We start from the raw sequence: 13,852 nt of genomic DNA, 5'->3' as shown, positions 1-13,852 counted from the left end.
TTATGAAAAGTGATATTGGCAATATCTCGCTGAAAGGGATACTCGCAGCCGTTCCAAAGCATATTTCTTACTTTGATGATGAGATAAAAAACTACTCACACACAGAGCAGAGTTCTAAAAAGCTGAAGAAGCTGATGGGATACAATCAACATCATGTTGTTTCAAAAGAAACGGCGCTCACTGATATGATTTTTCCTTTGCTTGAGGACCTGTCAACCACTCTTGGGTGCGACTATCAGGATGTGGATGGAATTTTGGTGGTAACTCAAACTCCTGATTACCCAATTCCGTCAACGGCTTCGATAGTACATGGCGCTTTTGACTTTAAAACCGATTGTTATTGCATGGACATCAACGATGGTTGCAATGGCTATATTCGAGGTTTGTTTGAAGCTTCGAGCCTAGTTCGTAATAGTGATGCGCAAAAAGTGTTGCTAATTGCTGGTGATGTTTTAAGCCGTAAGGTTTCTTTAAAAGATCGTAACTCATACCCTCTTATTGGGGATGCAGTTACTATCACTTTAATAGAAAGAAGAGCGGAAAATGTGAAGGCCCCTCTTGAGATCAAACATGATGGTAAAGGAGCAAAAGCTTTAATGATCCCATCAGGTGGTATGGTAAACCCTTGTACCTCTGATACTGCCGCTCTTGCTGAGGACGAAGAAGGAAATTGGCGTTGTTCTGAGCATTTGGTCATGCAAGGTAGAGATGTTTTTACGTTTACTCAAACAACGGTAATCAATTTTATTAAAGAGTTTATTGAAACGAACACAAAACCAGAAGAGATTGACTACTTTTTCTTTCATCAAGCAAATAAGTTTATCTTGGATCGTTTCCGTTCAGCACTGAAGGTAACGGAAGAGCAGTTACCTTCAGAGGTAGTGACTATTTATGGTAACTCTTCGTCCGCAACTGTCCCAATGTCGATTTTATCATCTTGGATGAAGAATTCGGGCTTTGAGGGTAAAAAAGCACTATTATCAGGCTTTGGTATAGGTCTGAGTTGGGGGGCGACCTTGATTGATGTCAATGAACTTACACTATGTAAACTAATTAAGTTGGATGTATAAATGACTGTTTTTTTGGAAGAACTAGCTGAGATCCTAGAGTTGGAAGTAGAAGAGCTAACTCCTGATTTTGAATATCAAGAAACGGAAGAGTGGGACTCTTTAGCCCAATTATCTCTTATCACTTTATTCGCAGATGAATATCAAGTAGAAATTGGACACGGTGATTTAATCGAACGAAAAACTGTCGGTCAATTGCTCGAGCTACTTCCTCAGTAATTTCGATGAAAAGAAAAGTTCTTATCACAGGAGCGACTTCAGACATTGGCTTGAGTATTGCTCACAAACATGTTCAAAAGGGAAACTTTGTGATCCTTCTTGGACGTAATGAAGAGAGCCTTAAAACCGCTGAGGAATCTTTAGGAAAAGATTCCTCAGCCGCTTATGTTTGGGATTTGAAGTCTCCTTCATCATTAAAACCGCTGCTGAAAAAGATCGTTACTGAGCAAGGTAAAGTTACAGATCTTATCTGTGCTGCGGGCTACCATAAAATCTTGCCGTTGAAGTTAGTATCGGATGAAGAGCTTCTTTTGACTATGCAAACGAACGTGAATAGTCACTTGATCCTTTGCCAGCTTTTTTCGAACGCTTTATATTCAGATAAGTCTCAGGATAGAAGTATTACACTGATTTCTAGCATTGCCCATTTCGTTGGTGAGCCAGGATTAGTTGCTTATTCTGCAGCAAAAGGGGCTTTGATTTCTGCAAGTAAATCAATGGCTAGAGAATTAGCTCCGCGTAAAATCAGAGTAAATACCGTTTCGCCTGGATGGGTTGAGACCAAGCACACAAAAGATGTAGCGGTTGATTTGGGCGAAGCAGCACTTGAAAAGTTACATAACCTATATCCTTTAGGTTTAGGCAAACCTGAAGATGTTGCAGAGGCCTGTTATTTTTTGAGTAGCAGAGCGTCTCGCTGGGTGACTGGTTTAGATCTTGTGATTGATGGAGGGCGCAGTGTCTAAATTAAAGTTTGAAACCGTAATCGTGATCGGTTTTGGTAAGATAGCTCAAGACGTTGCTTCCAAGCTTCTTCAATATGATGTGACGCTGAAATTGTTACAGACAGAGATGCAACCTTTTTCTACTCTTGAGTCATTTGCTCAAAAACACGACGTCGCATATCAATTTAAGCATACGAAAGAAGATATCGAGTCTTCGTTACTCGGGTGGCTGTCTGGTAATACGTTAATCATCAGTGCGAATAATAACTACCTTTTTAAAGGGAAGTTACTGACTTTAAAGAATGTAACTATTATCAATTTTCATAATGCACTTTTACCAAATTTACGAGGAAGAAACGCACCTAGTTGGGCTATTTTTCATCAATTAGAAAAAACAGGTGTCACTTGGCATTATGTTGATGAAGGTGTAGACACTGGTGAGGCTATTGCTTTTTCTGACGTATTAGTTGATAAGCATGACAAAGCATATCAGGTCGCTCATAAATGTATGCATGCCGGATTAGAAGCCTTTTCAAACGTAATTGATGAATTGTTGCAAACAGGCAGTACTCCTTGCTTGACTAAACAGCCATTGAGATACGACTATCTGTACCTGTCCAAAGATATTCCCGGAAATGGCTGGCTAGATATAAAACAATCAACGCTTGAGAACTATCGCATATTGAGAGCATTAGATTATGGACCATTTAAAGTTTTTCCTAAGGCTCTAATTGATAATGATGGTGATAGATACTCTGTACGTGCTTATCAGTTTATTGATGAACCAAGCGATAAATCTGTAAATAGTAGCGAAAATAGCATCGTGATAAATGATGAGTTTGGCTTGTTAAAAATACACGTTGAAAAAATCGAGATTGAGCAGGGGTAAATAATGTCTAATCCAATTATTATATTTGGAGCTAGTGGTCTAGCTGCGGAAGTGTACAGCTGGATACAAGATGTAAATGATATTCGTGAACGTTTCTTGTGTTTTTGTGTGACTGACGAATATTTTGTATCAGGAACAACATTTTATGGCCACGAAGTAAAATCAATCTCCATGCTAGATGATCTTGAACAGTTTGATTTTATTTTGGCATTTGGAGGGGAAGGTCATGCTCGCGCTAGTATTGCCGAAATGCTAAAAGATAAAGGCGGTAATGCTATCTCGTTTATTCACCCTAGTGTTGTGTTGAGTCCATTTTCTTTAATAGGTGAGGGTGTAATTATTAACCCAAACTGCAGCATCTCTCCTGGTGCGGTTATTGGTGACTTTTCGCTCATCAACTGTAATTGTGCTATTGGACATGATGTCAAAATTGGTCGCTATACCTCTTTACTAGGAAGCAATACCATCAATGGTCATGTAGAAATTGGTGAGAGAGTATTGATTGGCTCAGGAGCAACTATCCACCCTAAAGTTAAAGTAGCAGATGATGCGACAGTTGGCATGGGGGCTGTCGTATTTACCAAAGTGAGGTCAAATATCACCGTTCTAGGTAATCCTGCTAAAAAGATATAACTCTTCTTAATTAAATAAAATAGAAGACAGAGGAATAAAATGTCCACCAAAGTCTCGGTTATTTGTACTTGCTATAATCACGAAAAATATATTGAGCAGACACTTTTATCTATACTTAATCAGACAGTAGACTTTGAATACGAGTTGCTTATACATGATGATTGTTCTCCTGACAATAGTCGAAAAATTATCGATAGAGTTTTTAATGAGTATTCTGGGAAATGCCAAATAAAGAGAATTTATCCAGAGGAGAATATATACTCTAAAGGGTCATCAGCTGTACTTTTTAACATGTTGCCTCATGTTGATGGGGAGTTCATCGCTTTTTGTGAAGGTGATGACTATTGGGTTGATGACAACAAGCTTCAAAAACAGCTTGAAGCTTTGGCAAACCATAAGGATATTAATGCTTGTTTTCATCCTTCTTTGACTTTGCTAAAAGACCAGTTGGTTGACAAGAAATACGGATACCAAGGCGATTTAGAAAAGAAAATACCTTATCAGTATGTCATTAAGAAGGGCGGAGACACTATGCCTATGGCATCGATGTTTATTAGAAAAGAGCCGTTTTTTGACCTAATTTATCAACATGAAGACTTTTTCAAGCTTTATGGCGAGCACTCTGTGTTGCAGATTATCAATAGTATCGAGCAAGGCGCCTGGTACCTCCCTGAAAAAATGTCGGTTTATCGTAGCATGCATGAGGGCTCTTGGAGTCTCCAGCAAGCAAAAGACCCAACGGCAGAAGACCGAGAGTTTGAGCAATATAAAATCCGTATTCTTGGTTTGAACAAGATCTATCGCTATAAGTATTGGGTATGCTTTTTAGGTATATATCTGAAAAAATCGAAAAAACATTACCTAAAGAAAATAAAGCGTTGGTTTAAAATTAAAGCTTAAAATAAAGCCGAGTTAATACTCGGCTTTTTTAGATAGAAGAGGTGGCTGTGGTGGTACGTTGTAAGGAGCCTGAGTTTGCTAACATAAAATGAGCAAGCTCTGACGTGATGCGCTCATGAGCTGCGACGTCTTTAATTAGAGCCACGATAGCTCTTGCCAGTTCATCCTCATTTTTCACAATTTTGATGAGGTTGTTCTGCTTCATTTCATGTACGATTTCTTTGAAGTTAAAGAAGCTTGGACCATTGATAATAGGGACGCCCAAAGCAGCAGGCTCCAATACATTGTGCCCACCAACCTTATCTCCAATTAGGCTTCCACCCATAAAGCAGATGTCCACTGCGCCCATCAACGTTAGCATCTCACCCATAGTATCGCCGAGATATACTTGAGTATCCGTCTCTACTGCATGCGTTGAAGTACGACGCGCAGTGTTAAAGCCTTGCTGTTGGCAAAGCGTGAATACATCATCAAATCGTTCTGGATGGCGAGGAACCAAAACGAGTAAAGCATTTGGATGAGATTTTAAAACTTGTCTATGTGCATCTAATACCTGTTCGTCCTCGCCTTTGTGGGTGCTAGCTGCAATCCAAATCGGACGATCGTTTCCAAGCTGGGCTCGCAGCTGCTGTCCTTGTTGTTTCACTTGCTCTGATATTTGAATATCGAACTTAATCGAGCCAGTAACGGATAGTTTCTTTTTCTCAACACCTAAGCGTTCGAAGCGCTCTGCATCTGAATCCGTTTGGCAGAGTACTTGAGTTAGGCATGGATGAAGCTGGTTAAAAAGCCGCTGTATTTTGGCGTAGTTCTGACACGATTTGTCAGATAGGCGCGCATTCACGACAGTTATAGGGATACCCGCTTTGTGAACATTGTGAAGCGTGTTTGGCCACAGCTCAGTCTCAATGATCAACATTTTTTTTGGTTGTACTGCTTTAAGAAAACCTTTGATAGCGAACCCAAAGTCAATTGGCATATAGCGGTGTTCAATTAAATCACCCAACTTAGCAATCTGTTCAGCTCCGGTACTTGTTGTTGTTGTAACTAGAATAGATTGTTCGGGGTTTTGTTTCTTAAGGGCTTTGATTAAAGGTGTTGCTGCTATGCTTTCACCAACAGATACGGCATGTATCCAAATAGGTTTGTCGTTGCTTTTTAGCTTGGGAGTGATACCAAAGTGCTCTTTCCAGCGAGAGCCGAACTTAGGCTTATTTGGTTTGCTCTTGTACAAACCAAATAAAAGCAGCGGTGACGCTAGGGCGAGTAGTAAGGTATAAACAATACGAACTAACATGAGCTTATCGTAATGGCGTCAAGTTTTTGGATACTATCTAGCACTTGCTTAGGCGAAAGTTCTGTCAAACACTTAAGGTGTTTGTATTGACATTCACGCTGGAAACAAGGGCGACAATCAATATCGGTATGAACAATCTCCACTTTTTCTGCGAGTGGGGGGGTGTACTTCGGTGAAGTTGAGCCATACACGGCAACAACATTACAACCAACCGCAGCTGCCACATGCATTAAGCCTGAGTCATTCGCGACAACAGTCTTACATGCAGCAAGTAGATCGACTGCTTCAATTAAGCTGGTTTGGCCTGCCAGAACATGAATGTGCTCATGGAATTGCGTCGGAACAAGTGCGCGAATATTGTTACAAGTCTCTAAGTCCTTTTGAGAACCAAACAACCAGATTTGATGCCCAGATCGAGCCATTTGCGTCGCAACTTCAGCGTAGTGTGTTTCGGGCCATTTTTTGGCGGGACCAAACTCTGCTCCTGGGCATAGTCCAATGGTTGGTTGGTCTTGGGCTAAGTTGAACTTTTTGAGCGTGGCTTGTTGCTCTGCTTCGTTGATTGCAAGGCGTGGGCGAGGTAAAGTTTCAAGCCCGCCAAGAGAGTTAGAATCCACCATTTCTGCTTTTGGATAAGCTAACGCTACATAGCGCTCTACCATATACTGAAAAGACTTCATGTTAGGGCGTAAGTCATTCAATAAACCATAGCGCATTTCTCCCTTCCAGCCAGTACGAAGAGGAATGTTGGCAAACCATGGGATCAGTGCTGATTTCGCTGATTTAGGCAAGATATAGGCGTGGTCATATTGCTTTTCACGTAATGATTTACCAATTTCCCTGCGGCCTAATAAGTTAAATTCACCATGACCGATAGGCATTTCAATAGCTTGGTGGATTTCTGGCATACGCTCAAGAATCGGTTTACACCATCCTGGAGCGATAACGTCAATTTGGCTATCTGGATGACGTTGCTTTAATACGATATATAACGATTGCGACATTACCATATCGCCGACCCACGCAGGGCCAATGACTAAAATCTTCATGCTTTGTTTTTCCAGTATAGGAATTTCAAAATTGACTCATAAGTTCTAAAAAGTTCAGCGTATATTTTATTCGCAAGAGTCATTTTGGATTTATCTTTTCTTTTACCACCAATCGTCGAAGCAATCTCTGCTCTAGTAAAGAGATCTGGAGACACGCTGTAAACTTGAACACCATGTCTCCATGGTTTTTCCATGTAGTCATCGACTGGTTCAATAAACTCTTGAGCATGCATAACAAACTTTGAGGCTGCTTTAGGTGTGACGATATAAGCGGTGGTACCACAAGTGCCTGCTGAGTATCCCCCTAGCATATGATTATCATCAATAGGTACGATTGGGGTGAATACACGCTTCTGAGTGGCAGACAACTTGATGTAGTCATAATTAGAAGTCAATGGAAGGGTATGTTCGAGTACTTGCTTCAGCCCTTCTACGGGGTCGACGTTGTCTTCTAAGATGACGATCGGTTCATCAAGCTCAACACAGCGAACCCACAACTCGTAATGGCTTGCAAAACAGGCGACTTCACTGGTTTTTAATTGATACCCTTTGCGGCGTAGAGTAATGGTAGGACGACTTTTTTCTGAATGAAGAAAACGGTCAACAGAGCCATCTACTGCATCAAAAAATTCAAACGTAATGCCTTGTTGTTTTAACTTTTCTTCAATACGTTCTCGGCGATCTAGCGATCGAGCCAAGCTTACGACAAATACTTTCACTGCACTTTCCAGTCGCTGTTATATCTTGGTTTAAACAAATTGTAATAGTTATTGCCGTCTTCTTGCGAGTGCAGCAACTGTAGTACCCACATATATTGTTCGGGTTTATCACCGACAAAATATTCAATGGCTTCATTACAGGTACGAGCGTCTTGCTCTTCGCCTTTATCCAGCTCAAACGCTGGTAAAATCTCAATATCAAACGTACCATCTTCAGTGTTCATCGACGCAAATAGAGGCAGTACTTTTGAGCGTGATAGTTTCGCAATTTTGCCTAAACCAGGTAGCGTTGCTTTACGTGTTGCAAAAAAATCCACAAACACACTATGCTCTGGGCCGTGATCTTGATCGGGTAGGTAATACCCTACATAGCCATCTCGAATGGATTTCAGGAAAGGCTTAATGCCACCTGAGCGTTCATAAACACGGCCACCGTATTGGACTCTTTGCTTGTGCATTAGCCAGTCAGCAACATCATTCTTTTGTTTCTTCGCCATTGCAGAAACTGGCATTCCCATTGACGCGAGCAAGATAGCAGGCACATCAATTGCCCAAGAGTGGGGAACCATTAAAATCACATTTTCGTTGTTATCAATGTGCTGTCGTAAAATGTCTAGGCCGCGAATTTGGCAACGGTTCTGAAGCCATTTTGGTGAGCGTAAACTTAGTAACCCGAAGCGAAAAAAGAACATGGCTGCTGTGTAGAGTGTTTTTTCTATCAAAGCTTCACGTTCTTGGAACGACTTTTCCGGAAAACACAGCTCAAAGTTAACCCTCGCTCGGTGAGCTGGCCCCTTGTGGGATTTCGACAGTTTTTTGGCTATGGTTTTCGCCAACCACTTTTGTAAACCCAGTGGCATTAATGATAAAGGTAAAAATAAGATAACACCTAACCACGTGCCCCAGTACTTAGGCGACAGAAAGTGGCGCTTAAACTCAGGGTTATATGCTTTAGGGTCGAAGTCATCACGTTTTATGGTCATGGCGTGTCTAGTTACCTATTCGTGTACGGGCGAAGTGGTTTAAATGAGAAAAAAGATAGTTAGGAATGATACAGGCTATTGCATTTGAGTAAAGGTGGCAGGTTATGGTTCTACCACCTTGTGGTGCTTAACTGTTTTGGATAGTCAAGTATTCGGCAACGCCTTCTGCAACTGTCTTGAATTCAACATCACAGCCTGCGGTGCGCAGTTTGGTCAGATCCGCTTGTGTGAATTCTTGGTAAGCGCCTTTTAGGTGCTCAGGGAATGGGATGGTTTCAATTTGGCCTTTGCCATGATGCTTGATAACTGCTTTTGCTACCTCTTCAAAAGATTCAGCACGGCCAGTACCACAGTTAAAAATGCCTGATACGCCGTTTTCTAAGAACCACAGGTTTACTTTACAGACATCACCAACGTAAACAAAGTCGCGTTTGAATGATTCGCTGCCCGCGAACAATTTAGGATTTTCACCTGCGTTAAGTTGGTTGTTTAGGTGGAACGCAACTGATGCCATGCTACCTTTGTGGTCTTCACGTGGGCCATATACGTTGAAGTAGCGGAAGCCGGTGATTTGAGAAAGGGTCTCACCATGTTCTTCAGCGTCTTGCCATAGGCGACGAACGTAGTTATCAAACTGCTGTTTCGAGTAACCGTATACATTCAGTGCGCCTTCGTATTCGCGTTCTTCAACGAAAGTCTCTGTATCGCCGTAAGTGGCTGCGGAAGAAGCGTATAGGAATGGAATCTCGCGATCTAAACAGTAATGAAGCAGCTCTTTAGAGTACTCGTAATTGTTTAACATCATGTACTTACCATCCCACTCGGTCGTTGCAGAACAAGCACCTTCGTGGAAAATTGCCTCAATCGGACCAAAATCATCGCCCGCCATAATTTGGGTCAGAAAGTCGTCACGATCCATGTAATCTGTGATGTCCAGATCAACTAAGTTCTTAAACTTTTTGCCATTTTTTAGGTTGTCGACAACCAGGATATCGTTAATACCAGCTTCGTTTAGTGCTTTAACAATGTTGCTGCCGATCATGCCAGCGCCACCAGTTACGATGATCATAGAACTTCCACCATAGATTAAAATTTTCTCAGGAATTCTAGCAAGAAACAGAAATTAGCGCTATTGGAAGGAAAAGGAAAGGTATAGAGCACTTGGGGGAGGAATAAACAAAAGGGAGCCGAAGCCCCCTCAAGTAGGCTGTTATTTAGCGTTTGACGTATTTGGGCGTTGATACCAAGGATTACGCTCATCCGTCAGCTCAATCAAGCTGTACTTACGACCTAGCTTCTGACCGCCATCGCGAGTCAATGGTTGCCAGCTAAAGAACGCACGGTTGTTGCTTGGCTTAACGGTCATGATGTCGAATGGGATCGAAATGTAGAAGCCTTTAGTAAAGCTACCTTCACCGAATTCGTCAGCCGACAAATCACTGATTGATGCGAATGCACCTGCAATGACACCACTCTTGAACTGTTTAGATACATTCACTTGTGTACCGATATCACCCGCTAGGAACTGACCAACATCAACTTGAATCATCAAATCTTGTAGGAAATCCCATTGAGGGTAGTAATAACTCGACACAAAACCAGTAAAGCCTTTATCTACAACTTGGAACGGGCGTCCATATTCTGGCACATTTTGCCATTTCTCATCGTAAACACCGAAGTAACTTTGTGGATCACGTTGAGAAATTAAGTTGACGTCAGCGCCAATCGCCCAGTTAGCTCCTTGTGGTCGGTAAAGAAACTCGGTACCCACACCCGCGAACATACTTTCTAGATAACCAGCGTAGAACTGCTGGTCCATGGTATCTGAATACTCTTGGAACCAAGTTAACTGCAGGTTGGACATGGTTACAGCATGTTCATTTTGATAAGCACGGAACATGGTACGTACCCGAGGAATCGAAGTGCCATCCGGTGGGGTTACGTAGTTAAACTTGTCGTAGTTGTTGTACCAATCCCAGTATAGCGAGCCACCAATTTCTAGGTTATCTGTCAGCCAGTAAGAGGCGCTGCCACTTAGACCAACACTGAACAGGTAGAACTCTTCTGGGTTGCCCAAGGTCTGAGCCAGTTTTGGTGAGAAGCCCCAATCAAAGCGCTCAAAACCATCGTAAGCAGGTTTGCCTTGCGGTTTATCACTTGAGGTTGATGTTGCATCTTCGATATTTGGATTGATGTAATTAACTTCTGCAAAGTCACGGTATTTCTCTTTTGAAATAACCGTTTGATCGCCGATCAGACCACGACTGCGTTCATTGATAGTAAAGGTATCAATGTTGTCTGGCATTTCGTTATAAAGGACTGCCGCCGCTTTTTCATGAGCTTCATTGCGATCACGATACTTTTTCTGCTCGCCAACAACTGAAACGGTATTCTCCTCAACGTAGAGTTGGGTATTTTGGTAGCCAGCAATCTTATCTAGCTCCTCAGTAACACGTTCCCAATCTACATCAGACAGTTGCTCTGGTTGCTTGTCTTCAACTTCTGGTGTTGGTGTATCACGCCAAAAAGACGGCATATCATTGAAGTTTGTGTAAAGGCTTACGCCTGCAACTAACGTATCGCCTCGCTCGTAGCTCAAGCGCAAATCTGCCATATGTCCTAAGCGATACAAAACACCAAAGTTCCAAGGCGTATGAGGTGTCATGTTTACACCACCACGTACTACAGGGAAATCTTCGCTGTAATCGTTGCTGTCGTATTCAAGCTTAAATCGCAGTGGCGCGTGCAAAGTTTGATACTCGACACCACCAAAGAGTGCAGCAGGACCTTTGAAGAAACGGTCTGCGTTTGTTGTCCCACCAGTGGAAACGCTATCGATTGGTCTTTGGCAAAAACTATCGGATAGCTTACAAGCTGGGTTGCTGATGTTGTCGCGCGTACCTAAGTAGCCCCAGCCCATGCCTAAAGTGAAATCAAAGGTACCAAGGTTTGGGTTAGAGTAACGTTTTGTTGCAGCAACAAACTCACCATCAAAAAGACCGGTACCTGCAAAATCACGCACACCAACAGAAAGCTCTGGCCGGTACTCGGATTCTTCTAACAAGCGAACTTTAAAGTCGATTCCCTTGTCGGTGTACTTGGTATCACCCGAAAAGCTCGGATCGTTACTGTAGAAAAGATCGTTCACCATGGTGTAACGAATGGTCGTTTCTAGCCATGGCATCACTTGCAAAGTCACATTGTAAAATAGGTACTCGTCGCTACCAGTAACAGCAAAGTTAAACTCGCCTTCAGGTGCCATACGACCTGTAGGCATCTGTATTAAGCCGACACCACCAAAGTCCATTTGTGATGGTTGCAATGGCGGTGCTTCGAAAAGCATGTCTTGAGCCCACACCAACGCTGGACCCATTAAAGAAAGAGATAAACTGGTTCTGATCAGGTTCATGTTTAGTTCTTCGATGAGGTTGGTTTACGTTGTGCAAGCAGAGCGACAATGTCTTTATCCATTTGTGATGTTTCGAACTCATCAAATGGGATGTACACCAAAGTAAGTGGTGGCAAGTAATATTGAGTTGTTAACCAACTGCCATGGTGAGGATGAACGACCTTGCCATCCGGATAAATTAGGATTGGCGGATAGGCAAGCTCATTAATATCACTTGAACGTAGATTATCGATCTGCTCATGCAGAGCGATACCCGTTTGGTTTTCTACCGCGTAGATTTTTTCCAAGTTACCCACATACAACACTTTTTCTTCACGTTTTGGTGCATTTAACGCAAGTTGACCTTGTAAAAGAGGGTTATCAAATTTATCTAGACGGATGCGATCAACATCAATGGCCGACAGCACGCGAGGTGCAAACTGGCTTCGTTGGATAAACTTGTAAAATGGGTGCGCAACTAAATTATGTTGAATCATTTGGTTCAACACCGAATTCTTTAAGGCAGTACTTCTTTGCACTGCTGTTTCGGAATTATCAAATAGAGTCACCGCTAAAGGGTATTGCAGGGCGATTTGTTGTTCTTGTGCATGCTTAAGTACGCTCTCTAAACGTGCCGCGTGCTGGAATTGCAATGCTTTGCCCGTCCCGACAAGTTCTATAGTGAGCGGTGGTGAGGTGTGATTTTGAGCTTGAATGGCAGTAGGTATCGCCAGAATCGTTGCCGTTAAACTTAGGCTTAATAAAGAGAGCAGTCGCTTATTCATGATTTGCTGTACCCTTTCAGAATCGTCAATTCAACAGGCACCATGTTTGGACCTAAGTATTGACGTGTTTTCACTACTTCTCCTTTACCGTTTACCCAGTATTGGTTTTCTACAGTCTTTTCTAAGCTGGTAAACGTTACAACCTCGGTATAAACATCAGTAGAGGTAGAAGAAATAGGGGTTATGACGGTTTCTTTACCTTGACGAGAGCGTTGGACTTTAGCCGGGAACCCATAACGGTATTTGTCAGCCCAATCGTAAGAAAGAGAATATTGCACAGAGGGTGCTGAGTAGGCAGGAACGTTGCCACAAATACCTGCTAAATTGGTGGTTTGCAAACCAATAGTTTTAACGATATGACCGTTCTCTGTTACTACCATTGCTTTGTCTGCACTGACCCACTTTAGTTGGGTATTACCGGTTAATGGATTTGGCTCGGCGAAGGCTAACACTACAAAAACCTGTTTTTGGTTGCCTATTTTCAGGTAAGCACTGGCATAAGGAACCGCTTCAATTTCTTCTGGCGTTAGTTCAACATCGATGTAGTTACCATAGGCTTCTTGGACTGTCGCTGAGACATCATTAAACTTTTGAGTACATCCAAAGGTAAGGCTTAATGTTGGTAAAACAACAAGTAAGCGCATCCAATTTTGTGATAGAAAGGTATTCATTATTCCCTCATACAAATAAAATCGCCCTGAAATAGTTCAGGGCGATTATTACAACTACTTGTTGATTACTGTTGAGCTGTTGCTGTCGCAGAACCAGAAGTCGTTGTCGTAGATGAGTCGCTGTCTGACGCTGCAACTGCTACTACAGTTACTGCTGCTGCTGCACCTACCGCTACTGCAGTTGTACCAGTTGCAGACGCAGATGCTGCACCAGCAGAACCTGCTTCTTCAGCTGCAAATGCAGTTGATGCGCTTAGAACCATAAGAATGGCTAGAGCTGTGTTCTTCATTATTAATCCTTGTATTTCAGATTTTAAAACATCGATGTTTGGTCTGTTTAGAACATACCATTGTTCATTTTAGTTAAAAAACAATCAGCATGTAAACAGTTTCCTATGTGAATTTACCTAACGTTAAAGAAAAATTGTTGCAAGACTGAGAATTGAGAATAGTGAATTGCTTAGGTTTGATAGTTGTATTTAATCAAAATGCTTATTTTTACTGTGTTACTTCAAGCCACCTCTAAG

Annotated in this window: 15 protein-coding genes; 6 read left to right on the top strand and 9 right to left on the bottom strand. The window is 42.1% G+C overall.

Annotated elements, in window-relative coordinates:
* The first annotated feature begins 2 nt into the window (after nt 1-2).
* Genes R7O13_RS12795 through R7O13_RS12770 form a run of 6 tightly spaced genes read left to right on the top strand, consistent with a single transcriptional unit; the run spans nt 3 to nt 4,433 of the window.
* Nucleotides 3-1,070: a ketoacyl-ACP synthase III gene (locus R7O13_RS12795; RefSeq protein ID WP_318303987.1), complete on the top strand. Its 1,068-nt coding sequence runs from the start codon at nt 3-5 to the stop codon at nt 1,068-1,070.
* Nucleotides 1,071-1,286, top strand: a complete 216-nt coding sequence (locus R7O13_RS12790) for a phosphopantetheine-binding protein (RefSeq protein WP_021453150.1) — start codon at nt 1,071-1,073, stop codon at nt 1,284-1,286.
* 5 nt (nt 1,287-1,291) lie between these two features.
* Entirely contained in the window at nt 1,292-2,032 is a 741-nt protein-coding gene (locus tag R7O13_RS12785; RefSeq protein WP_033905964.1) for an SDR family NAD(P)-dependent oxidoreductase, read from the top strand.
* Nucleotides 2,025-2,900, top strand: coding sequence for a formyltransferase family protein (locus tag R7O13_RS12780; protein WP_213872023.1), 876 nt, complete (start codon nt 2,025-2,027; stop codon nt 2,898-2,900). The genes R7O13_RS12785 and R7O13_RS12780 overlap by 8 nt, the downstream gene beginning before the upstream one ends.
* Nucleotides 2,901-2,903: 3 nt before the next feature.
* Entirely contained in the window at nt 2,904-3,533 is a 630-nt protein-coding gene (locus R7O13_RS12775; RefSeq protein WP_318303985.1) for a NeuD/PglB/VioB family sugar acetyltransferase, read from the top strand.
* Between the two features lie 39 nt (nt 3,534-3,572).
* Nucleotides 3,573-4,433 (top strand): glycosyltransferase family 2 protein, encoded by an 861-nt coding sequence (locus R7O13_RS12770; RefSeq protein ID WP_318303984.1) that lies wholly within the window; start codon nt 3,573-3,575, stop codon nt 4,431-4,433.
* 28 nt (nt 4,434-4,461) lie between these two features.
* Here R7O13_RS12770 and waaA read toward each other — a convergent pair whose 3' ends face one another.
* From waaA to R7O13_RS12725, 9 genes are all read right to left on the bottom strand, one after another.
* Nucleotides 4,462-5,730: a lipid IV(A) 3-deoxy-D-manno-octulosonic acid transferase gene (gene waaA / locus R7O13_RS12765; RefSeq protein WP_318303983.1), complete on the bottom strand. Its 1,269-nt coding sequence runs from the start codon at nt 5,728-5,730 to the stop codon at nt 4,462-4,464.
* The gene (waaF, locus tag R7O13_RS12760) at nt 5,724-6,779 is read right to left on the bottom strand and encodes a lipopolysaccharide heptosyltransferase II (protein ID WP_318303982.1); all 1,056 of its coding nucleotides are present in this window, start codon (nt 6,777-6,779) and stop codon (nt 5,724-5,726) included. The genes waaA and waaF overlap by 7 nt, the downstream gene beginning before the upstream one ends.
* The gene (locus R7O13_RS12755) at nt 6,776-7,498 is read right to left on the bottom strand and encodes a glycosyltransferase family 25 protein (RefSeq protein ID WP_053807624.1); all 723 of its coding nucleotides are present in this window, start codon (nt 7,496-7,498) and stop codon (nt 6,776-6,778) included. The genes waaF and R7O13_RS12755 overlap by 4 nt, the downstream gene beginning before the upstream one ends.
* Nucleotides 7,495-8,481, bottom strand: a complete 987-nt coding sequence (gene lpxM / locus R7O13_RS12750) for a lauroyl-Kdo(2)-lipid IV(A) myristoyltransferase (protein WP_017634970.1) — start codon at nt 8,479-8,481, stop codon at nt 7,495-7,497. The genes R7O13_RS12755 and lpxM overlap by 4 nt, the downstream gene beginning before the upstream one ends.
* Before the next feature lie 127 nt (nt 8,482-8,608).
* The gene (rfaD, locus tag R7O13_RS12745) at nt 8,609-9,550 is read right to left on the bottom strand and encodes an ADP-glyceromanno-heptose 6-epimerase (RefSeq protein WP_005379462.1); all 942 of its coding nucleotides are present in this window, start codon (nt 9,548-9,550) and stop codon (nt 8,609-8,611) included.
* Between the two features lie 141 nt (nt 9,551-9,691).
* The gene (locus R7O13_RS12740; RefSeq protein WP_318303979.1) at nt 9,692-11,890 is read right to left on the bottom strand and encodes a YjbH domain-containing protein; all 2,199 of its coding nucleotides are present in this window, start codon (nt 11,888-11,890) and stop codon (nt 9,692-9,694) included.
* A gap of 2 nt (nt 11,891-11,892) precedes the next feature.
* Nucleotides 11,893-12,654, bottom strand: coding sequence for a YjbG polysaccharide synthesis-related protein (locus R7O13_RS12735; RefSeq protein ID WP_318303978.1), 762 nt, complete (start codon nt 12,652-12,654; stop codon nt 11,893-11,895).
* The gene (locus tag R7O13_RS12730; RefSeq protein ID WP_318303977.1) at nt 12,651-13,325 is read right to left on the bottom strand and encodes a YjbF family lipoprotein; all 675 of its coding nucleotides are present in this window, start codon (nt 13,323-13,325) and stop codon (nt 12,651-12,653) included. Before R7O13_RS12730 ends, R7O13_RS12735 begins: the two co-directional genes overlap by 4 nt.
* Nucleotides 13,326-13,390: 65 nt before the next feature.
* On the bottom strand, nt 13,391-13,615 hold the full coding sequence (locus tag R7O13_RS12725; RefSeq protein ID WP_054576855.1) for a hypothetical protein: 225 nt from the start codon (nt 13,613-13,615) through the stop codon (nt 13,391-13,393).
* Nucleotides 13,616-13,852: the final 237 nt, after the last annotated feature.

This window comes from Vibrio sp. Y176 (assembly GCF_033438945.1).
This window is presented reverse-complemented; position numbering and strand designations above follow the sequence as displayed.